Source organism: Geodermatophilus maliterrae (assembly GCF_041018925.1).
GTDB classification, from domain to species: domain Bacteria; phylum Actinomycetota; class Actinomycetes; order Mycobacteriales; family Geodermatophilaceae; genus Geodermatophilus; species Geodermatophilus maliterrae.
In genome coordinates this window covers 1-21886 of sequence record NZ_JBFNXQ010000055.1, presented here as the reverse complement: position 1 = coordinate 21886, position 21886 = coordinate 1, and the positions used below count along the sequence as shown (strand labels likewise).

The window sequence follows — 21886 nt, the reverse complement described above, 5'->3', positions numbered from 1 at the left end:
AGCCGTGTCGTCCGCCGCCCAGTCGCTGCCCGACGAGCCCGTCGGCCCGGTCGAGCCCCCCTCGGTCGAGCCCGTTCCCGGGCCGCCGCGGCAGCGGGACGCCGAGCGCACCCGGGCCGAGATCCTCGACGTGGCCACCAAGGAGTTCGCCGACCGGGGTTACGCGGGGGCGCGGGTCAACGAGATCGCCGCCAAGACGAGCACGACGAAACGGATGATCTACTACTACTTCGGCGGCAAGGAGCAGCTCTACGTCGCCGTCCTGGAGCGGTCGTACGGCCGCATCCGCGGTCTCGAGCAGCGGCTCGACGTCGAGCACCTGGACCCGGTCGAGGCCATCCGCGCGCTGGCCGGGTTGACCTTCGACCACCACGAGGCGCACCCGGACTTCATCCGGCTGGTCAGCATCGAGAACATCCACCGCGCCGAGCACATCGCGCGCTCGGAGCGGCTGTCCAACCTCAACACCCGGGCCCTCGACGTCCTCGGCCGCATCCTCGCCCGCGGACGCGAGGCCGGCGTCTTCCGGGACGACGTGGAGGCGCTGGACGTGCACCAGGTGATCAGCGGCTTCTGCATCTACCGGACGGCGAACCGGTACACGTGGCGTGCCCTCTTCGGCCGGGACATGCTCGACCCGGAGCTGCGCGACCAGCAGCGCCGGATGCTCGGCGACCTGGTCGTCGCCTACCTCACCGCCCGCTGACCCGGCCCGTCCCCTCCCCGGCGGATCCGGCCGGCCCGCGCTCGCCCGCCGCCGGGCCGCAGGGGGAGCACACTGGGCGGGGTGACCGTCGAGCTCTCGGCAGCCGACTTCGCGGCCACGGTGCAGGCGCCGGGGATCGTGCTGGTCGACTTCCGCTCGTCCCGGTCGGGGTCCAGCCGGGCCTTCGCCGCGGTGTTCGAGGCCGCGTCGGCGCGCCACCCCGGCCTCGTCTTCGCCCGCGTCGACACCGAGGCCGAGGCCGGGCTGACCGCCGAGGTGGGCGTGCGCTCGGCGCCCACGCTCATGGTCTTCCGCGACGGCGTGCTGGTGTTCGCCGAGCCCGGCTGGCTGCCCGGCGACTCGCTCGACCTGCTGGTCACCACGGTCCGCGAGCTGGACATGGCCGCGGTGCGCGCGGTGTTCCCGGAGCCGATCAACCGCCCCTGAGCCGCGGCCCCGCGCTCGTCCTCCCGCACCGCAGCGCGTCCTCCCCGACCGTGCACCGTCGGGGAGGACGGGCGACGATCAGGTCACCTGATCGACTCGGGCGGCTCAGGCGACGAGGACGACGACCAGCGTGCGGGGGCCGTGCACGCCCTCCACCCGCTCCAGCTCGATGTCGCTGGTGGCTGACGGGCCGCTGATCATCGTCAGCGGGCGCAGCGGGTCGAGCCGGGCCAGGCCCTCGGGCACCCCGCCGACCACCTGGTCGGCGGTCACCACGCACACCAGGCAGTCGGGCAGCAGCGACAGCGCCCGCCGTCCGCAGGCCGGCGTCCCGTCGAGGACCAGCGTGCCCGTCTCGGCGATCGCCACGGCGACGGCGGTGACCGCGGCGGCGCGGTCGGCCAGCCGCACCGGCGGCCGGTCGTCGTCGGTGTCGAGCCCGTCGGGCCGCCACGCCTCCGACAGCCCCGGCGCGGCCACGACCGACCCCGGCGCCCAGCCGGCACCGAGCGCGGCGTCCAGCGCCGCGGACACGGTGGCGGCGACGTCGTCCGGGCCGCAGCGCAGCACCGAGGCCTTGTAGTCCTCGAGCCGGTCGACGAGGACGTCGAGCAGCCGGCCGGCCGGGCGGTCGTCGGTGGCCCGGTAGTCGCGCAGCACCTCCGGCACCGGCGCGCGGGTCTCCCCGAGCGCGGTGCGGATCCGGCCGAGCACCTCCTCGCGGGCGCTCACCTCCGGCCCCCGTGCTCGCGCGCCCACTGCGACGTGAAGGTCTCCGCCGGCGGGGTGGGCAGGTCGCGGCTGCGGGTCCACGCCGAGGCGGGGAAGGGGAGCGTGTTCGGCATCGTCGGTCTCCCGCGGGCCAGCAGCCGGCCCAGCGACGCCGCCTTCTGCGCCACTCGCCACAGCCGCGGGTGCGACATCGCCGTCCCCAGCGCGCGGAAGGCCAGGGACTCCGCCGTGGGCTTCTCCTGCGCCTCGACGTGCTCGGCGCGCAGGTGCACCAGGACCGAGGGGATGTCGATGGCCACCGGGCAGACGTCGTAGCAGGCGCCGCACAGGCTCGACGCGTACGGCAGGGAGGCGTTGTCCTCGACGCCGGTCAGCTGTGGGGACAGGATCGCGCCGATCGGGCCCGGGTACACCGAGCCGTAGGAGTGCCCGCCGGTGCGCTCGTAGACCGGGCAGACGTTGAGGCAGGCCGAGCAGCGGATGCAGTGCAGCGCCTGGCGGCCCACCTCGTCGGCGAGCACCGCCGTCCGGCCGTTGTCCAGCAGCACCAGGTGGAAGTCCTGCGGCCCGTCGCCGGGGGTCACCCCCGCCCACGTCGAGGTGTAGGGGTTCATCCGCTCGCCGGTCGAGGAGCGGGGGAGCAGCTGCAGGAAGACCTCGAGGTCGCGCCAGGTGGGCACCAGCTTCTCGATGCCCATGACGGTGATCAGCGTCTCCGGCAGGGTCAGGCACATCCGGCCGTTGCCCTCGCTCTCGACCACGGCGAGGGTGCCGGTCTCGGCGACGGCGAAGTTGGCGCCGCTGATGGCCACGCGGGCGCGCAGGAACCGCTCGCGCAGGTGCGCGCGGGCGGCCATCGCCAGCCGGCGCGGCTCGTCGGGGAGGTCGCGGTCGGCGCCCTCGCCCTGGAACTGCGGCATGGTCCGCAGGAAGATCTCGCGGATCTCGGCGCGGTTCTTGTGGATCGCCGGCACCAGGATGTGGCTGGGCTTGTCGTCGCCGAGCTGCACGATCAGCTCGGCGAGGTCGGTCTCGTGCGCGGTGATGCCCGCGGCCTCGAGCGCCTCGTTGAGGCCGATCTCCTGGGTGGCCATCGACTTGACCTTGACCACCTCGTCGCTGCCGGTGGCCTGCACCAGCTCGGTGACGATGCGGTTGGCCTCGGCGGCGTCGCGCGCCCAGTGCACGGTGCCGCCGCGGGCGGTCACCTGCCGCTCCAGCTCCTCGAGGTGCTCGTCGAGGCGGGCCATGGTGGCGGTCTTGAGCGCGCTGCCGGCGGCGCGCAGCTGTGCCCAGTCGGGCAGCTCGGAGACGACCCGGGCGCGCTTGCCGCGGATCGTCGTCGTCGCGTGGCCGAGGTTGGCGCGCAGCTGCCCGTCGCGCAGCGCCTCGCGGGCGGCGTCGGGGAAGGAGCGGTCACCGCGCAGGTGGCCGATGCCGCGGGGCGCCGTCGGCAGGCCGAGGAACGTCGTCCCCGAGCGGGGTGCCCCCGGGGCCAGCGGGGTCTGGTCGGTGCGGAGGTCCTCCGGGGTGGTGGTCACGCGGCGCTCCTCTCGTGCATCTCCGCGGAGGTGCACCGTGCACTTCCGCGGAGGTGCACGGGGACGGCGGCGGTCACGCGGTCACCGCCGGGCGGGTGGTCTGGTGCGGGGTCACGGCGTCCTCCGTCGAGGCGAGGATCTCGGCCAGGTGCACCGTCCGCGTGCCCGACTGCAGCCGGGACAGCCCCCCGCCGATGTGCATCAGGCAGGAGGCGTCGCCGGCTGTGCAGACCTCGGCGTGCGTGGACAGCACGTTGGCCATCTTGTCGGTGAGCATCGCGGTCGAGGTGTCGGCGTTCTTGACCGAGAAGGTGCCGCCGAAGCCGCAGCAGGACTCCGCGGCCGGCAGCTCCACCAGCTCCAGCCCGCGCACGGCGCGCAGCAGCTGCAGCGGCCGGTCACCCACCTTGAGCAGCCGCAGCGAGTGGCAGGTCGGGTGGTAGGTGACCCGGTGCGGGTAGTAGGCGCCGACGTCGGTCACGCCGAGGACGTCGACCAGGAACTGCGACAGCTCGTAGGTGCGCGCGGCCAGCGCCTCGGCCTCGTCGGCCAGGGCGTGCTCGCCGGCCCGGCGCAGCACCATGGCCTGCTGGTGGTGGATCGAGGCGACGCACGACCCGGACGGCGCGACGACGGCCTCCGCGCCGGCGAAGGCGCGCAGGTGGTTGGCCACGATCGGCACCGCCTCGCGCCGGTAGCCGGTGTTGACGTGCATCTGACCGCAGCAGGCCTGCCCGGACGGCACGACCACCTCGTGTCCGAGCCGTTCCAGCAGCGCCGCCGTCGCCCGGGCGACCTGCGGCACCACCGTGTCCACCAGACAGGTGGCGAAGAGCGCGACCCTCATGGAACTCCCTTCAGCGTCCGCCGCTGCGGCGGACCCGGCTGGACTCGCGGACGACGAGCGTCGGCTCGAAGACCTGCTGGACGTGCTCGTGCCCCTCGCCGCGGGCCTCGTCGAGCAGCAGCTGCGCCGCCCGCGACCCGAGCTCCTGGCGCGGCTTGCGCACCGAGGTGAGCGGGACGGCGGCGGCCGCGGCGAAGTCGATGTCGTCGTAGCCGACGATGGCGAACTCGTCGGGGACCCGCACGCCCTGGCGCACCATCTCCTGCAGCACCCCGAGGGCCATGAGGTCGTTGGCGCAGACGGCGGCGGTCGGCCGGCGGGACGCGGGCAGGCCGACGATGCGGGCGGCGGCCTCGCGGCCGGCCTCGACGGTGAGCGCCTGGGGGGAGAGGACCAGCAGCGCGTCGTCGCTCCCGCTGGCCTCGCGCACCGCGGCCTCCACGCCGGCGTGCCGCTCCTGCACCTGCGGCAGTCCTGACGAGCCGCCGATGAAGGCGATCCGCCGGTGCCCGCGCTCGAGCAGGTGCTCGGCCGCCAGCCGGCCACCGAGGACGTCGTCGACGGCGACGGAGCACTGGTCGCGCCCGGGTGCGCGCCGGTCGACCAGCACGACCGGGACGCCGTGGCGGCGCAGCGTCTGCAGGTGCGGGGTGAGCTCCGCGGTCGGGGTGATGAGGACGCCCTGCACCCGCTGCTCGGCGAGCACGTCGAGGTGGGCGGCCTCCTTCTCCGGGCGGTCGTCGGAGTTGCAGAGGATCAGGGCCAGGCCGGCGCCGTTGACGACGTCCTCGACGCCGCGGGCGACGTCGGTGAAGAACGGGTTGGCGATGTCGAGGACGACCAGTCCCACGGTGCGGCTGTGCCCGGCGCGCAGGTGGCGGGCCGACTCGTTGCGGACGAACCCCAGCGCGGCGATGGCGCCGAGGACCCGGGCCCGGGTCGGCGCACTGACCACGTCGGGCCGGTTGAGGACGTTGCTGACCGTGCCGACCGAGACGCCGGCGTGCTCGGCGACGTCGCGGATGCTCGCGGTCACGACGCCTCCTCGCGCTGGCCGGGGGAGACGCCCGGGGAGGGCGCCGTGCGGCGATGGTCACCCTACGTCCTGAAACGTGTCAACCACCGTCCTGTGGCGTGCGGCACCGCCGTGGAGCCTGCGCACGAGGGCGTTGACAGGTCTCTGGCGTCACCTCTATGGTCTGCGCCACAAGTGCGATGAATCGTTTCACAACGGAGGTGGTCGGCGTGGACCACGCCTCGGCGTCACCGGCGCCCGGCCGGCCCGGCGGTGCCGGGGACGGCGCCGTCGTGCTCGCCCTCGAGGGGGTCGGCAAGAGCTTCGGCGCGGTCGCCGCGCTGCGCGGCGCGCAGCTCGAGCTGCGCGCGGGGGAGGCCCACGCGCTCGTCGGCGAGAACGGTGCGGGCAAGTCGACGCTGGTCAAGATCCTGGCCGGCGTGCACGGGCCGGACACCGGCCGGGTGCTGCTGGACGAGCAGCCGGTGACCCTGGCCGACCCCGCCGCCGCGCGGGCCGCCGGCATCGCGGTCATCTACCAGGAGCCGACGCTCTTCCCCGACCTGTCGGTCGCCGAGAACATCTTCATGGGCCGCCAGCCCCTGCTGGCCGGCCGCCGCATCGACCGCCGCGCGCTGGCCGGCCGCTGCCGCGAGCTGTTCGACCGGCTCGGCGTGGCACTGGACCCCGACCGCCCGGCGCGCGGGCTGTCCATCGCCGACCAGCAGATGGTCGAGATCGCCAAGGCGCTGTCCTTCGACGCGCGGGTGCTGGTGATGGACGAGCCGACGGCGGCGCTGTCCGGTGTCGAGGTGGAGCGGCTGTTCGCCGTCGCCCGGTCGCTGCGCGACTCCGGGGCCGCGGTGCTGTTCATCTCCCACCGCTTCGACGAGGTCTTCGACCTCTGCGACCGGATCACCGTCATGCGCGACGGGCAGTGGGTCTCCACCGACCGCGCCGCCGACCTCACCGTCGACCAGGTCGTGCGGCGGATGGTCGGCCGCGAGGTCGCCTCGCTGTTCCCCAAGATCGACGTCGAGCCCGGCGAGGTCGTGCTCGAGGTCCGCGGCCTGACCAGCCGGGGCGTGTTCGCCGACGTCTCCTTCGACGTGCGGGCCGGGGAGATCGTCGCGCTCGCCGGCCTGGTCGGGGCCGGCCGCAGCGAGATCGTCCGCGCCGTCTTCGGGGTCGACCACTACGACGCCGGCACGGTGCGGGTGGCCGGCGAGGAGCTCAGGGGCGGCAGCCCGGCCGCCGCGATGGCCGCAGGCCTGGCGCTGGTCCCCGAGGACCGCCGTCAGCAGGGCCTGGTCATGGAGCTCTCCGTCGAGCGCAACGCCACGCTGACCCGGCGCTGGGAGCTGGCCCGGGGCGGCCTGCTCTCCTCCCGCGCCGAGCGCGCCCAGGCCGCGGAGTGGTCGAAACGGATGCAGGTCAAGGCCGCCCGGCTCAGCGACCCCGTCGCCACCCTCTCGGGCGGCAACCAGCAGAAGGTGGTCCTGGCCAAGTGGCTGGCGACCGACCCCAGGGTGCTCATCGTCGACGAGCCCACCCGCGGCATCGACGTCGGCACCAAGTCCGAGGTGCACCGGCTGCTGTCCCAGCTCGCCGCCGAGGGGATGGCCGTCGTCATGGTGTCCAGCGAGCTGCCGGAGGTGCTCGGCATGGCCGACCGCGTCCTCGTCGTCCACGAGGGCCGCCTCGTCGACGACATCCCCCGCGCCCGCGCCGACGAGGACAGCGTGATGCTGGCCGCGACCGGCCAGGTCGCCGGCGGCGCCGGGGTGGCCCCGTGAGCGCGCCGGTGACGCCCGCCCCGCTGCCCGAGGAGCTGGCCGCCCCGGAGCGGACCGGCCGCCGCGGCGCGGCGCTCGTGCAGCGCCTCGTGGTGGTGCGCGAGCTCGGCATCCTCGCCGCACTGCTGCTGCTCGTCGTCGTCACGGTCATCGCCAACCCGCGGTTCCTGTCCGGGCAGAACGTCCGCGACCTGCTGCTGTCGGCGGCGATCCTCACCGTCCTGGCCGCCGGCCAGACGATGGTGATCATCACCCGCAACGTGGACCTGTCGGTCGGCTCGGTGCTCGGCCTGTCGGCCTACGCCACCGGGACGCTGCTCGTCGTCGCGCCGGGGACGCCGGTGGCCGTGGCCGTGCTGGCCGGCATGGCGGTCGGCGCGGTCTGCGGCCTGCTCAACGGGCTGATCGTGGCCGCCGCCGGGGTGCCCTCGCTGGTGGTCACCCTCGGCACGCTCTACGCCTTCCGCGGGCTGGACTCGCTGTGGGCCTCCAGCGCCGACCGGCTGCAGATCAACGCCGCCGACCTGCCCGGCGGGTTCAAGTCCCTGGGCACCGCGCGGCTGCTCGGCGTGCCGGTGCTGTTCCTCGTCGCCGTCGTGGTCGTGCTGCTGGTCGGCTACTACCTGCGCACCTTCCGCAGCGGCCGCGAGCTCTACGGCATCGGCTCGGCGCCCGAGGCGGCGCGGCTGTCGGGCATCCCGGTCGGCCGGCGGGTGCTCACCGCCTTCGTCGTCAACGGCGCCCTGGCGGGGCTGGCCGGCGTCCTCTACGCCGCCCGCTTCCAGACCCTCGACACCACGGCCGGCACCGGTCAGGAGCTGTTCGTCGTGGCCGCCGCGGTGGTCGGCGGGGTCGCCATCTTCGGTGGCAGCGGCTCGGTCTACGGCGCCGCGCTCGGCGCGCTGCTGCTCACCACGATCGGCACCGCGCTGCCCCAGCTGGGGCTCGACCCGTTCTGGCGCGACGCCGCCGTCGGCGCGCTGATCCTCGCCGCGATCGCCCTCGACCGGGCGCTCACGCTGCGCCTGGCCGCCCGCCTCCGAGGGAGGAACGCCCGCCGTGACCGTTGAGACCGCTCCCGCCCCGGCCCCGTCCGGAGGCGCCGCACCCGCCGGCGGCGCACCCGCCCGGCGCGGGCGGACGCTGCCCTCGGGCAGCGTCATCACCACCTTCCTCGTGCTGTTCCTCGTCATCGCCGCGGTGTCGGTGGAGGGCTTCGCCAGCACCCGCAACGCCGGCTTCCTGCTGCTCGACGTGGTGGTCATCGCGCTCATCGCGCTGCCGCTCACGCTCGTGGTGGTCACCGGCGAGATCGACCTGTCGGTGGCCAGCACGGTCGGCCTGTCCAGCGCGGTGATGGGCAAGCTGTGGTTCGCCGGTCTGCCGCTCGAGGCGATCATCCCGCTGGTGCTGGTGCTCGGCGCCGTCCTCGGGGCGGTCAACGGCGTGCTGGTCACCCGGCTCGGGCTGCCGTCGCTGGCGGTCACCATCGGCACGCTGGCGCTCTACCGCGGGCTGGCCTTCGTCGTCCTGGGCGACCAGGCGGTGGCCGATTTCCCGCGGGCGTGGACGACCTGGGCCATCAGCTCGATCGGCTCGACCGGCATCCCCGTGGTCGTCGTCCCGCTGGTGGTGCTGGTCCTGGTCACCGGCGTCGTCCTGCACGCCACCCCGGTCGGCCGCTCGCTCTACGCCATGGGCAACAGCGAGGACGCCGCCCGCTTCAGCGGCATCGACGTCGGCCGCACCAAGCTGTGGCTGTTCGTCGTGACCGGCGTCGTCAGCGCGCTGGGCGGCGTCTACTGGACGCTCCGCTACGGCAGCGCCCGCGCCGACAACGCCACCGGCCTCGAGCTGCAGGTCATCGCGGCCATCCTGCTCGGCGGGGTGTCGATCTTCGGCGGCAGCGGCGGTCTGCTCGGCGTCATCGCCGGCGCGCTGCTGCTGGGCTCGGTGCGCAACGCGCTGCAGCTGGTCAACGTCCCCTCCGACGTCCTCAACATCGTCACCGGCGTCCTGCTGATCACCGCCGTCGTCGCCCCGCAGGTCGCCGCCCGGGTCAAGGGCCGCCGGCGACGCCGACCGGCGTCCTGACCGGCGCCCCCGCACTTCCCCGCACCGCCCACCCGTGCCCAACCCCGGCACACCCCCTCAGAGAGGAACCCCGATGTCGCGATCCCTCCTCGGCCGTCACCTGCGCGGCGGCCTGACCGGCGTGGCGGTGGCCGCCCTGGTGCTCACCACCGCCGCCTGCGGCGGCACCACCCGCGGCGAGGACGAGGGCAGCAGCTCCGGCGGCTCGGCCGGCGCCTCGGCCGACCCGGACGCCGAGATCCCCGCCGACCTGGCGGTCGCCTTCCTGCCCAAGCAGCTGAACAACCCCTACTTCGACGTCGCGGCCGCCGGCTCGGAGCGGGCCGTCGGCGAGATCGACGGCGAGTTCAGCCAGGTCGGGCCGTCGGAGGCCAGCGCCTCCTCGCAGGTCAGCTACATCAACACGCTGACCCAGCAGGGCGCCGACGTCATCCTCACCTCGGCCAACGACCCCAACGCCATCTGCAGCGCGCTCGACCAGGCCCGCAGCGGCGGCGCCAGCGTGGTCACCTTCGACTCCGACACCGCTCCCGAGTGCCGCGACGTGTTCATCAACCAGGCCACCGCCGACGGCATCGCGCAGACCCAGATCGACCTCATGGCCGAGCAGATCGGCGGCGCCGGGCAGGTCGCGATCCTCTCGGCGACGGCCAACGCCACGAACCAGAACGCCTGGATCGAGCTCATGCAGGAGTACGCCGCCTCGGAGTACCCCGACATGGAGATCGTGACGACGGTCTACGGCGACGACGAGGACGAGAAGTCCTTCCAGGAGACCCAGGGTCTGCTGCAGACCTACCCCGACCTCAAGGGCATCATCTCGCCGACCACCGTGGGCATCTCCGCCGCGGCGCGCTACCTGTCCGGCTCGGAGTACAAGGGCCGGGTCGCGCTGACCGGCCTGGGTACGCCGAACCAGATGCGCGAGTTCGTCCAGGACGGCACCGTCACCGCGTTCGCGCTGTGGAACCCCGAGGACCTCGGCTACCTCGCCGCCTACACCGGCGCCGCCCTGGCCGCCGGCCAGATCACCGGCGCCGAGGGCGAGACCTTCGAGGCCGGCGACCTCGGCGAGTACGAGATCGGCGCCGACGGCGTCGTCGTCCTCGGTGAGCCGACCGTGTTCAACGCCGAGAACATCGACGACTTCGACTTCTGAGTCGTCCCCGGTCCCGCCGCCGGCCGGCGGCGGGACCGGGACCGGGACCCCTCGAGAGGAACCGATCCCGTGCCCCGCGCCTGCTTCACCCTCCAGGTCCGCCCCGACCGCCTGGCCGAGTACCGGGAGCGGCACGCCGCCGTCTGGCCGGAGATGCTGCGCGCCCTGCGCGACGCCGGCTGGCGCGACTACCAGCTCTTCCTGCGCGACGACGGCCTGCTCGTCGGCATCGTGGAGACCGACGACCTCGCCGCCGCGCAGGCCGCCGTGGACGCCACCGAGGTGAGCGCCCGGTGGGAGGAGTCCATGGCCCCCTTCTTCGAGACCGGCGACGGCCGCGGCAAGGCCTCGCTCGACCTGGTCTTCGACCTCGACGCCCAGCTCGCACCGACCGCCACCGCACCATCGGGAGACCCCTCGTGACCGACCTCCGCGCCCGTGCCCTCGCCGCGCTGGCCGACCAGACCATCGAGCTGCCCTCCTGGGCGTTCGGCAACTCCGGCACCCGCTTCAAGGTCTTCGGCCAGCCCGGTGTCGCCCGCGACCCGTTCGAGAAGATCGAGGACGCCGCGCAGGTGCACCGGTTCACCGGCGCCGCGCCGCGGGTGTCGCTGCACATCCCGTGGGACCTCGTCGACGACTTCGGCAAGCTCGCCGCGCACGCCGCCGACCTGGGCGTCTCGATCGGCGCGATCAACTCCAACCTGTTCCAGGACGACGAGTACCGGCTCGGCTCGCTCACCCACCCGGACCAGAGCGTGCGGGACAGGGCGATCGCCCACCACGCGCAGTGCGTCGACGTCATGCGCGCCACCGGCTCGACCGACCTGAAGCTGTGGCTGCCCGACGGCACCAACTACGCCGGCCAGGACGACCTGCGCGGCCGCCAGGACCGCCTCGCCGACTCGCTGCAGCAGGTCTACGCGATGCTCGACCCGGGCATGCGGCTGCTGCTCGAGTACAAGTTCTACGAGCCCTACTTCTACGCGATGGACATCCCCGACTGGGGCACCTCGCTGCTGCACTGCCTGGCGCTCGGCGAGCAGGCCACCGTCGTCCTCGACACCGGCCACCACGCGCCGGGCACCAACATCGAGTTCATCGTCATGCAGCTGCTGCGGGTCGGCCGCCTCGGCGCGTTCGACTTCAACTCGCGCTACTACGGCGACGACGACCTGATCGTGGGCTCCGCCGACCCGTTCCAGCTGTTCCGGATCATGAACGAGATCGTCGCGGCCGACGCGCTCCTGGGCGCCGGCGTGAACTTCATGCTCGACCAGTGCCACAACATCGAGCCGAAGATCCCCGGCCAGATCCGCTCGGTGATGAACGTGCAGGAGGCCACGACCAAGGCGCTGCTGGTCGACCGCGAGGCGCTGGCCGCGGCGCAGTCCTCCGGTGACGTGCTGGCCGCGCACGGCGCGCTGACCGACGCGTTCAGCACCGACGTCCGCCCGCTGCTGGCCGAGCTGCGCGAGTCCAAGGGCCTCGACGCCGACCCGTACGCCGCCTACGCGCGGTCCGGCCACCAGGAGCGCATCGCCCGCGAGCGCGTCGGCGGCACCCAGGCCGGCTGGGGCGCCTGAACCAGGACCCCGTCCTCCCCACCCCTCGCGAGCTCGGGGCGGTGCCCTGGACGGGGCCGCCTCCTCCCCGTGCACTTCCGCGGAAGTGCACCCCTCCCCGGAAGGAACACGATCGTGACCAACCCCGTCGTCCGTGAGCTGCTCGAGCGCAGCAACCGGCTGGGCGCCGACCCGCGCAACACCAACTACGCCGGCGGCAACACGTCGGCCAAGGGCACCGAGACCGACCCGGTCACCGGCTCCCCGGTCGAGCTGCTCTGGGTCAAGGGCTCCGGCGGTGACCTCGGCACGCTGGAGGAGGCCGGCCTGGCCGTGCTGCGGCTGGACCGGCTGCGCTCGCTGGTCGACGTCTACCCGGGCGTCGAGCGCGAGGACGAGATGGTCGCCGCCTTCGACTTCTGCCTGCACGGCCGGGGCGGCGCGGCGCCGTCCATCGACACCGCCATGCACGGCCTGGTCGAGGCGGCGCACGTCGACCACCTGCACCCCGACTCCGGCATCGCCCTGGCCACGGCGGCCGACGGCGAGGCGCTGACCCGCGAGTGCTTCGGCGACCGCGTCGTCTGGGTGCCGTGGCGGCGTCCCGGCTTCCAGCTGGGCCTGGACATCGCCGCGATCAAGGACAAGAACCCGCAGGCCATCGGCTGCATCCTCGGCGGCCACGGCGTCACCGCGTGGGGCGCCACCACCGAGGAGTGCGAGGCCAACAGCCTCGACGTCATCCGCACCGCCGAGCGCTTCCTCGCCGAGCGCGGCCAGGCCGAGCCCTTCGGCGCCGTCGTCCCCGGCTTCGAGGCGCTGCCGCCGGCCGAGCGCCGGCACCGGGCCGCCGAGCTGGCGCCGGTGATCCGCGGGCTCGCCTCGACGGACAAGCCGCAGGTCGGGCACTTCACCGACTCCGACGTCGTCCTGGAGTTCCTGTCGCGGGAGAAGCTGGCGCCCCTGGCGGCGCTGGGCACGAGCTGCCCCGACCACTTCCTGCGCACCAAGGTCCGCCCGCTCGTCGTCGACCTGCCGGCCTCGGCGACCACCGACCAGGTGGTGCAGCGGCTGACGGAGCTCCACCAGGACTACCGCGCCGAGTACGCCGCCTACTACCAGCGGCACGCCACCCCCGACAGCCCGGCGATGCGCGGCGCCGACCCGGCCATCGTGCTGGTGCCCGGCGTGGGCATGTTCAGCTTCGGCGCCAACAAGCAGACCGCGCGCGTGGCCGGCGAGTTCTACGTCAACGCCATCAACGTCATGCGCGGCGCCGAGGCGGTCAGCACCTACGCGCCGATCGACGAGAGCGAGAAGTTCCGCATCGAGTACTGGTCGCTGGAGGAGGCCAAGCTCCAGCGGATGCCGAGGCCCGAGCCGCTGGCCGCGCGGGTCGCGCTGGTGACCGGCGCGGCGAGCGGCATCGGCAAGGCGATCGCCGAGCGGCTGGCGCGCGAGGGTGCCTGCGTCGTCGTCGCCGACCTCGACCTGCAGAAGGCGACCGACGCCGCCGCGGGGATCGGCGACTCCGACGTCGCGATCGGCGTCGCCGCCGACGTCAGCGACGCCGAGGCCGTGGCCGCCGCCTTCCGCGAGGCCGTGCTCGCCTTCGGCGGGGTGGACCTGGTGGTGAACAACGCCGGCCTGTCGATCTCCAAGCCGCTGCTGGAGACCACCGAGCAGGACTGGGACCTGCAGCACGACGTCATGGCCAAGGGCAGCTTCCTCGTCTCCCGCGAGGCCGCCCGGATCATGATCGAGCAGGGCATGGGCGGCGACGTCGTCTACATCTCCTCGAAGAACTCGCTGTTCGCCGGGCCGAACAACATCGCCTACGGCGCGACCAAGGCCGACCAGGCCCACCAGGTGCGGCTGCTGGCCGCCGAGCTCGGGCCGCACCAGATCCGGGTCAACGGGATCAACCCCGACGGCGTCGTCCGCGGGTCGGGCATCTTCGCCGGTGGCTGGGGCGCCTCGCGGGCCGCCGTCTACGGGGTCAAGGAGGAGGAGCTGGGCGAGTTCTACGCGCAGCGCACCCTGCTCAAGCGCGAGGTGCTGCCCGACCACGTGGCCGACGCCGTCTTCGCGCTCACCGGCGGCGACCTCACCCGGACGACGGGGCTGCACGTGCCGGTGGACTCCGGCGTCGCCGCCGCGTTCCTGCGCTGATGTCCGCTCTCCGCACGCGGAAGGCGGGGGCGTGAGCGGCGAGCTGACCCTCGCGGCCGTCGACCTGGGCGCCTCGAGCGGCCGGGTGATGGCCGCGCGGGTCGGACCCGAGCGGCTGGACCTCACCGAGGTGCACCGGTTCCCCAACCGGCCGGTGCGGACGGCGGGGACGCTGCACTGGGACGTCCTCGGCCTGTACGGCGGTGTCCTCGACGGCCTGCGGGCGGCCGGGCGAGAGGCCGGCCGGGTCGACGGCGTCGGCATCGACAGCTGGGCGGTCGACTACGGGCTGCTGGACGCCGACGGCGCGCTGCTGGGCAACCCGGTGCACTACCGCGACGGCCGGCACGCCACCGCGGTGCCGGCCGTGCACGGCGCCGTCCCGCCCGGGGAGCTCTACGCCGTCACCGGACTGCAGCACCTGCCCTTCAACACGGTGTTCCAGCTGGCGGCGGCGCGGGGGACCGCGCAGTTGGCGGCGGCGCGCCGGGCGCTGCTCGTCCCGGACCTGCTGGCGTACTGGCTGACCGGCGCGGTGGGCGCGGAGGTCACCAACGCCTCCACCACCGGGCTGCTCGACGCCACGAGCCGGCAGTGGGCCGAGGACCTGATCGGTCGGCTGGACCTGGACCGCGGCCTGTTCCCACCGCTGCGGCAGCCCGGTGACCGCCTCGGCGAGCTCACCGCCGACGTCCTGGAGGAGACCGGGCTGGCCGGGCCGGTGCCGCTGGTCGCGGTCGGCTCGCACGACACGGCGTCGGCCGTCGTCGGTGTCCCGGCGGCCACCGACCGGTTCGCCTACGTCTCCTGCGGCACCTGGTCGCTGGTCGGCGTGGAGCTGGAGAAGCCGGTGCTCACCGAGGCCAGCCGCGCCGCCGGGTTCACCAACGAGCTCGGCGTCGACGGCACCGTGCGCTACCTGCGCAACGTCATGGGGCTGTGGCTGCTGCAGGAGTCGCAGCGGACGTGGGCCGCGCACGGGCTGCCGGCCGACCTGCCCGACCTGCTCGCCGCCGCGGCGCAGGTGCCGGCGTTCACCGCCCTGGTGGACCCCGACGACGCCCGCTTCCTGCCGCCGGGTGACATGCCCGCGCGCATCGCGGCGGCCTGCACCGCGACCGGGCAGACGCCGCCGCGGAGCCAGGCCGAGACGGTGCGCTGCATCCTCGACAGCCTGGCGCTGGCCTACCGGCGCACCGTCCGCGCGGCCGTCGGGTTGTCCGGCCGCGACGTCGAGATCGTGCACCTGGTCGGCGGGGGAGCGCGGAACACGCTGCTGTGCCAGCTCACCGCCGATGCCTGCGGCCTGCCGGTGCTCGCCGGCCCGGTGGAGGCGGCCGCGCTGGGCAACGTGCTCGTCCAGGCCCGCAGGCTCGGCGTGCTGTCCGGCGGGCTGCCGGAGCTGCGGGCGCTGCTGCGCAGCACGCAGGACGCCCAGCTGTACCTGCCGCAGGCGGGCTCGGAGGCCGGCTGGGACGCCGCCGAGGCGCGCGTCTCCGGCTGACCGGCTCCTGGCTCACCGCAGCGCGTCCTCCCTCACCGCAGCGCGTCCTCCCTCACCGCAGCGCGTCCTCCCTCACCGCAGCGCGTCCTCCCTCACCGCAGCGCGTCCTCCCTCACCGCAGCGCGTCCTCCCCGACCGTGGGCAGTGGGGAGGACGCGCCACGATCAGGTCACCTGATCATGGCGCGACGCCACTCCCGGAGCCAGGCGGTCGGTCAGCTGCTCGGAGCTCACGGGTCCTCGACCGCGTCGGCGGGGGGAGGATGCGGGCATGCCCCTCTTCACCGGCGTCGGCGTCGCCCTGGTCACCCTCTTCCGCGAGGACGGCGCGCTGGACGCGCCGGCCACCGCCGACCTGGCGGCGCAGCTCGTCGGCCTCGGTGTGCGCTGCGTGCTCGTCGCCGGGACGACGGGGGAGGCGGCCGCGCTGACCGCCGAGGAGCGGGACGCGCTGGTCGGCGCGGTGCGGGCGGCGTCGCCGGCGGAGGTGCCCGTGCTCGCCGGTACCGGCGCGCCCACCGGCCGGCAGGCGGCGGAGCTGACCGAACGCGCCTTCGCCGCGGGCGCGGACGCCGTCCTGGCGCTCTCGCCGGACGGCGTCCCCGACCCGCGTCCGTACTACGAAGCGGTCGCGAAGGCGGCTCCCGGGCCGCTGCTGGCGTACCACTTCCCGGGTGCCTCCGCCCCGGGGATCCCCGTCGACCTGCTGCCCGACCTGCCGGTGTCCGGGCTCAAGGACTCCTCGGGGGACGCCGCCCGGCTGCTGCACGAGCGCGACGTCTTCGCCGGTGACCTCTACACGGGGGCGGCGACACTGGTCGGGCTGTGCGGCGCGATCGGGGCCGCCGGCGCGCTGGTGGCGGCCGCCAACGTCGCCCCCGAGCTGTGCATCGCGGCCTGGGGCGGCGACGCGGACGCACAGGTGCGGCTCGCCGCCGTCGACCGCGACGCGTCGGCCGACTTCCCGGCGGGCTACAAGCGGTCGGCCGCGGAGCGCTTCGGCACGTCGGTGGTCACCCGGGTGGGCGGCTGACCGAGCTCAGTGCGACTCGCGGCTCACCGCCGACCCGCTCGAGCCGACGAGGAAGTCGAGGTCCGCGCCGGTGTCGGCCTGCAGCACGTGGTCGACGTAGAGCCGCTCCCAGCCCCGCCGCGGGTCGGCGAAGCCGGCGACGGTCGCCTCGCTCGGCCGGCGCCGGGCCAGTTCGCCGTCGGGGACCTCGACGTCGATCCGCCGGGCCGCGACGTCGAGCGTGATCACGTCGCCGGTGCGCACCAGGGCCAGCGGGCCGCCGGCGGCCGCCTCCGGCGCCACGTGCAGGACGACGGTGCCGTAGGCGGTGCCGCTCATCCGGCCGTCGCACACCCGCACCATGTCGCGCACACCCTGCTCCAGCAGCTTCTTCGGCAGCGGCATGTTCGAGACCTCGGGCATGCCGGGGTAGCCCTTCGGGCCGCAGCCGCGCAGGACGAGCACGGAGTCGGCGTCCACGTCGAGGTCGGGGTCGTCGACGCGGGCGGAGAAGTCCTCGACGGAGTCGAAGACGACCGCCCGGCCGCGGTGCCGCATCAGGTGCGGCGAGGCCGCGGCCGGCTTGACCACCGCCCCGTCCGGGGCGAGGTTGCCGCGCAGGACGGCGATGCCGCCGTGCTCGACCAGCGGCTCCCCGCGCGGCCGGATGACCTCCGGGTCCCAGACCGCGGCGCCGTCGAGGGCGGCGACCAGCGGCTCCCCGGTGACGGTGAGCGCGGTCGGGTCGAGCAGGTCGCGCACCTGGCCCAGGACGGCGAGCAGGCCCCCGGCGCGGTGGAGGTCCTCCATGAGGAAGCGCCCAGCCGGGAGCAGGTCGACCAGCACCGGCACGCCGGACCCGATGCGGTCGAAGTCGTCGAGCGTCAGGTCGATCCCCAGCCGGCCGGCGATCGCCAGCAGGTGGACGACGGCGTTCGTGGACCCGCCGACGGCGGCCAGTGCCACGATCGCGTTGGCGAAGGACCCCGCGGTGAGGAACGTGCTGGGGCGGCGGTCGGCGGCCACCATCTCCACCACCAGCCGGCCGGTGCCGTGCGCGGCCTCCAGCAGCCGGCTGTCCGCGGCCGGGGTGCCGGCGACCCCGGGGACGACGGTGCCCAGTGCCTCGGCGACCAGTGCCATGGTCGAGGCGGTGCCCATCGTGTTGCAGTGCCCGCGGCTGCGGATCATCGCCGACTCCGACCGCGTGAACTCCTCCGCCGACAGCGTGCCCGCACGGACCTCCTCCGACAGCCGGAACACGTCGGTGCCGCAGCCCAGCGGCACCCCGCGGAAGGTGCCGGTCAGCATGGGCCCGCCCGGGACGACGACGGCGGGCAGGTCGACCGAGGCGGCGGCCATGAGCAGCGACGGGATCGTCTTGTCGCACCCACCGAGCAGCACCAGCCCGTCGACCGGGTTGGCCCGGAACGCCTCCTCCATCTGCATCGCGGCCAGGTTGCGCCAGAGCATCGCCGTGGGGCGGACCTGGGTCTCGCCCAGGCCGAACACGGGCAGCTCCAGCGGGGTGCCGCCGGCGGCGTGGACGCCGTCGCGCACGGCGGCCGCGACCTCGGACAGGTGCCGGTTGCAGGGCACGAGGTCGGAGGCGGTGTTCGCGATGGCGATCTGCGGGCGGCCGAAGGCGTCGTCCGGGATGCCGCGGCGCATCCACGCGCGGTGGATGTAGGCGTTCCTGACGTCGCCGGAGTACCACTGCGCGCTGCGGAGGGTCACGGCCGCCATCCTGGCGCTGTGTCGAGGACCATGCGCGCGGTCGTGCTCTCCGGTGCGGGCGTCTGCGCGGTCGAGGACGTGCCCGCGCCGGTCGCCGCCCCGGGCGAGGTGGTCGTCGACGTCGAGCGGGTCGGCGTCTGCGGCACCGACGTCGAGCTGTTCACCGGGGAGCTGACCTACCTGCAGACCGGGCACTCCTCCTACCCGTTGCGGCCCGGGCACGAGTGGTGCGGTCGCGTCACCGCGGTGGGCGACGAGGTCGACCCCGCCTGGCTGGGTCGGCGGGTGACGGGGGACACGATGCTCGGCGACCGGGTCTGCCGCCGCTGCCGGCGGGGGCAGCAGCACGTGTGCGAGGACAGGCAGGAGGTGGGCATCAGAGGCGGGCGCCCCGGGGCGCTGGCCGAGCAGCTCGCCGTCCCGGTGGAGTCGCTGCACGAGCTGCCCGACTCCGTCGACCCGGCGCTCGGCGCGCTCGTCGAGCCGGGGGGGAACGCCTGGCGGGCGGCGCAGGCAGCCGGGGTCGCCCCCGGCGACCGCGTGCTGGTGATCGGCCCCGGGACGATCGGCCTACTGACGGCGATGTTCCTCCGCGCGGCCGGCGCCGAGGTGCACCTGCTCGGCGTCACCGTCCCCTCGCTCGACTTCGCCCGCGGTCTCGGCTTCGCCGACGCCTGGACCCGCGACACCCTGCCGGACCTGCCGTTCGACGCCGTCGTCGACGCCTCGACCGCCGCCGGGTCCCCGGCGCTGGGCCTGGACCTGGTCGAGCCCGCCGGCCGGCTCGTCTGCATCGGCATCGCCGGCACGCCGAGCACGATCGACACACGGACCCTGCTGATCAAGGACGTCACCGCGGTCGGGATCCTGTCGGCGTCCCCGGGGCTGGCCGCCACGATCGCCGCCTACGGGGCCGGTGCGGTCGACCCCCGGCCGCTGGTCGCCGCCACCGTCGGTCTCGCGCAGGTCGGCACCGTGCTCGCCGGCGGGCGCCCGGAGGGCAGCGGCGCCGGACCCAAGGTCCACGTCGACCCGCGACTCCGCGACTGAGCGGTGCGGCACCGGCGTGCCGCTCGACGACGAGGCACTCGGTCCGATCTTCGCTTCGGTCGGCGGACGGGCCGGCCGGCCCGTGGCCCGACCACCGGCAGCGCGTCGGCGCCGTGCTGCGAGCGCGTTCCCGCGACGGTCGGGGCACAGTGACGGTCATGGCTCCCCGCGACCCGGCCGACGTCACCGACCTGCCCCTCGAGCGGAAGGCCGTGCTGCTCTCCGGTCAGGACTTCTGGTCGACCCCTCCGGTCGAGGACGCCGGGCTGCCGTCGGTGGTGCTCACCGACGGCCCGCACGGCGTCCGACGGCAGGCGGCCGACTTCGACCGGATCGGGCTGCTGGAGAGTCTGCCCGCCACCTGCTTCCCCCCGGCGGTCGCCGTCGGGTCGAGCTGGGACGCCGACGTCGCCGAGCGCATCGGGACGGCGGTCGGGCGGGAGGCCCGCGCCCTCGGCGTGCCCGTCGTCCTCGGCCCGGGCGTGAACATCAAGCGGTCCCCGCTGTGCGGGCGGAACTTCGAGTACTACTCCGAGGACCCGCTGCTGACCGGCGTGCTCGGGGCCGCGCACGTGCGCGGCCAGCAGGCGCAGGGCGTCGGCGCCTCGGTCAAGCACTTCGCGGCCAACAACCAGGAGACGCAGCGCATGCAGGTCAGCGCCGACGTCGACGAGCGCACCCTGCGGGAGATCTACCTGCCCGCCTTCGAGCGGATCGTCACCGAGACGCGGCCGGCCACCGTCATGTGCGCCTACAACAGGGTCAACGGCGTCTACGCGTCGCAGCACCACTGGCTGCTCACCGAGGTCCTGCGCGAGCAGTGGGGCTTCGAGGGCGTCGTCGTGTCCGACTGGGGTGCGGTGGACGACCGGGTCGCCGCCCTCCGCGCCGGCCTGGACCTGCAGATGCCCGGCGACTCCGGCGCGGGCAACCGGCTCGTCGTCGAGGCGGTCCGCGCCGGGGAGCTGGACGAGGCCCTCGTCGACCGCAGCGCCCGGCGGGTGGCCGCGCTCGCCGACCTGGTGACCGAGCCGACCGGGGGCTTCGACGTCGACGCCCACCACGCACTGGCCCGGGAACTCGCGGCGCAGTGCGCGGTGCTGCTCAAGAACGACGGCGCCGTGCTGCCGCTGGCGCCGGGTACGCGGGTCGCCGTGGTCGGCGAGTTCGCCCGGACGCCGCGCTACCAGGGCGGCGGCAGCTCGCACGTCAACGCCACCCGGGTCGACGACGCGCTGACCTCCCTGCGGGAGGCGCTCCCCACCGTGACCTTCGCGCCCGGCTTCACCCTCGACGGCTCCGGGGACGCCGCCGCGCTGCGCAACGAGGCACTCGCCGCGGCCCGTGACGCGGACGTCACCGTCGTCTTCGCGGGGCTGGCCGAGTCCGACGAATCCGAGGGCTTCGACCGGACCACGATCGACCTGCCCGCCGCGCAGGTCGAGCTCATCCGGGCGGTGGCCGCGGCCGGCCCGCGGACCGTCGTCGTGCTGTCCTCCGGCAGCGTCGTCTCGCTGGAGGGCTGGCACGACGACGTCGACGCGGTCCTGGCCGGGTTCCTGCTCGGCCAGGCCGGGGGTAGCGCACTGGCCGACCTGCTCACCGGCGCCGTCAGCCCCTCCGGCCGGCTGGCCGAGACGATCCCGCTGCGGCTGGAGGACACCCCCAGCCACCTGAACTTCCCCGGCGAGCAGGGGCACGTCCGCTACGGCGAGGGCGTGATGGTCGGCTACCGGCACTTCGTCACGGTCGACCGTCCGGTGCGGTACCCCTTCGGCCACGGGCTGGGCTACACGACGGTCGGGACCGGTGACCTACGGGTGACGGCGACCGGCGACGACACCGCCACCGTGTCGCTGACGGTCACCAACACCGGCGAGCGGGCGGGCCGGCACGTCGTGCAGGTGTACGTCGCGACGACGGCCGGGCCCGTCCGCCGCCCGGCGCGGGAGCTGCGCGGCTTCGCCAAGGTGTCGCTGCAGCCCGGGGAGTCGCGGACCGTGGAACTGCGCCTCGACCGCCGCGCCTTCGCCTACTGGGACGTCCGGGAGGGCGGCTGGGTCGTGGCGCCGGGGGAGTACACCGTGCAGGTCGGCGCCAGCGCCGCCGAGGTGGTCGCGGAGGCGGCGGTGACCCTGGCCGGGGACACGGTCGTCCCGGAGCTCACGCTCGGCTCGTCGGTGGCCGAGTGGTTCGGCCACCCGGTCGTCGGCGCGCAGCTGCTCGAGGGCTTCCTCGCCTCCATGCCCGACGGCGCCGCGGAGGTGCACGCCGGGATGCTGGAGATGATCGGGTCGATGCCGATGCGGCGGTTCGCCGCCGACTTCGGCGCCGCCGTCCCGCCCGCCGAGCTCGACCGGCTGGTCGCGGTGGCGCAGGCCGCGCGCGCGGGCTGAGCACCCCGGCCGTCAGCGGTCCGACAGCGCTCCCGTCCGGGTGCGCACGGCCGCGACGTTCCGCGGTGCACTTCCGCGGATCTGCACGGTGCAGATCCGCGGAAGTGCACCCTC

At 74.7% G+C, this 21886-nt stretch carries 18 protein-coding genes; 13 read left to right on the top strand and 5 right to left on the bottom strand.

The genetic code is table 11. From position 1 onward, the window contains the following. Positions 1-4 precede the first annotated feature (4 nt). Complete coding sequence (locus tag ABQ292_RS16515) at positions 5-706, top strand: TetR/AcrR family transcriptional regulator (RefSeq protein ID WP_369208331.1); 702 nt, start codon at positions 5-7, stop codon at positions 704-706. Between the two features lie 81 nt (positions 707-787). Then, positions 788-1153 (top strand): thioredoxin family protein, encoded by a 366-nt coding sequence (locus tag ABQ292_RS16510; RefSeq protein WP_369208329.1) that lies wholly within the window; start codon positions 788-790, stop codon positions 1151-1153. Between the two features lie 105 nt (positions 1154-1258). Here ABQ292_RS16510 and ABQ292_RS16505 read toward each other — a convergent pair whose 3' ends face one another. From ABQ292_RS16505 to ABQ292_RS16490, 4 genes are all read right to left on the bottom strand, one after another. Further along, a complete protein-coding gene (locus ABQ292_RS16505; protein WP_369208327.1) occupies positions 1259-1885 on the bottom strand; it encodes a LutC/YkgG family protein in 627 nt (208 codons plus the stop codon). Beyond that, positions 1882-3426 (bottom strand): LutB/LldF family L-lactate oxidation iron-sulfur protein, encoded by a 1545-nt coding sequence (locus tag ABQ292_RS16500; protein WP_369208325.1) that lies wholly within the window; start codon positions 3424-3426, stop codon positions 1882-1884. The genes ABQ292_RS16505 and ABQ292_RS16500 overlap by 4 nt, the downstream gene beginning before the upstream one ends. 73 nt (positions 3427-3499) lie before the next feature. Continuing rightward, the gene (locus ABQ292_RS16495) at positions 3500-4273 is read right to left on the bottom strand and encodes a (Fe-S)-binding protein (protein WP_369208323.1); all 774 of its coding nucleotides are present in this window, start codon (positions 4271-4273) and stop codon (positions 3500-3502) included. Between the two features lie 10 nt (positions 4274-4283). Further along, positions 4284-5309, bottom strand: a complete 1026-nt coding sequence (locus ABQ292_RS16490; RefSeq protein ID WP_369208321.1) for a LacI family DNA-binding transcriptional regulator — start codon at positions 5307-5309, stop codon at positions 4284-4286. Between the two features lie 209 nt (positions 5310-5518). Here ABQ292_RS16490 and ABQ292_RS16485 point away from each other — a divergent pair, with 209 nt between their 5' ends. The 9 genes from ABQ292_RS16485 (at position 5519) to ABQ292_RS16445 (ending at position 16610) form a co-directional block, all read left to right on the top strand. Next, positions 5519-7084, top strand: coding sequence for a sugar ABC transporter ATP-binding protein (locus ABQ292_RS16485; RefSeq protein ID WP_369208319.1), 1566 nt, complete (start codon positions 5519-5521; stop codon positions 7082-7084). Beyond that, positions 7081-8154 carry an ABC transporter permease gene (locus tag ABQ292_RS16480; RefSeq protein ID WP_369208317.1) on the top strand — a complete coding sequence of 358 codons (1074 nt, stop codon included), beginning with the start codon at positions 7081-7083 and terminating at the stop codon, positions 8152-8154. The genes ABQ292_RS16485 and ABQ292_RS16480 overlap by 4 nt, the downstream gene beginning before the upstream one ends. Further along, positions 8144-9178 (top strand): ABC transporter permease, encoded by a 1035-nt coding sequence (locus ABQ292_RS16475; protein WP_369208315.1) that lies wholly within the window; start codon positions 8144-8146, stop codon positions 9176-9178. Before ABQ292_RS16480 ends, ABQ292_RS16475 begins: the two co-directional genes overlap by 11 nt. Before the next feature lie 73 nt (positions 9179-9251). Then, on the top strand, positions 9252-10337 hold the full coding sequence (rhaS, locus tag ABQ292_RS16470; protein WP_369208310.1) for a rhamnose ABC transporter substrate-binding protein: 1086 nt from the start codon (positions 9252-9254) through the stop codon (positions 10335-10337). 69 nt (positions 10338-10406) lie between these two features. Next, positions 10407-10760, top strand: coding sequence for an L-rhamnose mutarotase (locus tag ABQ292_RS16465; protein ID WP_369208308.1), 354 nt, complete (start codon positions 10407-10409; stop codon positions 10758-10760). Beyond that, on the top strand, positions 10757-11923 hold the full coding sequence (rhaI, locus tag ABQ292_RS16460) for an L-rhamnose isomerase (protein WP_369208306.1): 1167 nt from the start codon (positions 10757-10759) through the stop codon (positions 11921-11923). The genes ABQ292_RS16465 and rhaI overlap by 4 nt, the downstream gene beginning before the upstream one ends. Before the next feature lie 114 nt (positions 11924-12037). After that, positions 12038-14074 carry a bifunctional aldolase/short-chain dehydrogenase gene (locus tag ABQ292_RS16455; RefSeq protein WP_369208304.1) on the top strand — a complete coding sequence of 679 codons (2037 nt, stop codon included), beginning with the start codon at positions 12038-12040 and terminating at the stop codon, positions 14072-14074. A gap of 31 nt (positions 14075-14105) precedes the next feature. After that, the gene (locus ABQ292_RS16450) at positions 14106-15578 is read left to right on the top strand and encodes a rhamnulokinase (RefSeq protein WP_369208302.1); all 1473 of its coding nucleotides are present in this window, start codon (positions 14106-14108) and stop codon (positions 15576-15578) included. A gap of 270 nt (positions 15579-15848) precedes the next feature. Continuing rightward, positions 15849-16610, top strand: coding sequence for a dihydrodipicolinate synthase family protein (locus ABQ292_RS16445; RefSeq protein WP_369208300.1), 762 nt, complete (start codon positions 15849-15851; stop codon positions 16608-16610). Positions 16611-16616: 6 nt separating this feature from the next. Here the strand turns inward: ABQ292_RS16445 and ABQ292_RS16440 are convergent, their stop codons facing one another. Continuing rightward, positions 16617-18335: a dihydroxy-acid dehydratase gene (locus ABQ292_RS16440; RefSeq protein ID WP_369208298.1), complete on the bottom strand. Its 1719-nt coding sequence runs from the start codon at positions 18333-18335 to the stop codon at positions 16617-16619. 9 nt (positions 18336-18344) lie between these two features. Here ABQ292_RS16440 and ABQ292_RS16435 point away from each other — a divergent pair, with 9 nt between their 5' ends. After that, a complete protein-coding gene (locus ABQ292_RS16435; RefSeq protein WP_369208296.1) occupies positions 18345-19376 on the top strand; it encodes a zinc-dependent alcohol dehydrogenase in 1032 nt (343 codons plus the stop codon). Positions 19377-19534: 158 nt separating this feature from the next. Continuing rightward, positions 19535-21772, top strand: a complete 2238-nt coding sequence (locus ABQ292_RS16430; RefSeq protein ID WP_369208294.1) for a glycoside hydrolase family 3 C-terminal domain-containing protein — start codon at positions 19535-19537, stop codon at positions 21770-21772. Positions 21773-21886 lie beyond the last annotated feature (114 nt).

What these genes read in the sequence shown, in the direction of transcription:
- ABQ292_RS16430 (WP_369208294.1), top strand. Translation starts at nt 19,535, where the DNA reads ATGGCTCCCCGCGACCCGGCCGACGTCACCGACCTGCCCCTCGAGCGG.
- ABQ292_RS16495 (WP_369208323.1), bottom strand. Translation starts at nt 4,273, where the DNA reads ATGAGGGTCGCGCTCTTCGCCACCTGTCTGGTGGACACGGTGGTGCCG.
- ABQ292_RS16445 (WP_369208300.1), top strand. Translation starts at nt 15,849, where the DNA reads ATGCCCCTCTTCACCGGCGTCGGCGTCGCCCTGGTCACCCTCTTCCGC.
- rhaS (WP_369208310.1), top strand. Translation starts at nt 9,252, where the DNA reads ATGTCGCGATCCCTCCTCGGCCGTCACCTGCGCGGCGGCCTGACCGGC.
- ABQ292_RS16440 (WP_369208298.1), bottom strand. Translation starts at nt 18,335, where the DNA reads ATGGCGGCCGTGACCCTCCGCAGCGCGCAGTGGTACTCCGGCGACGTC.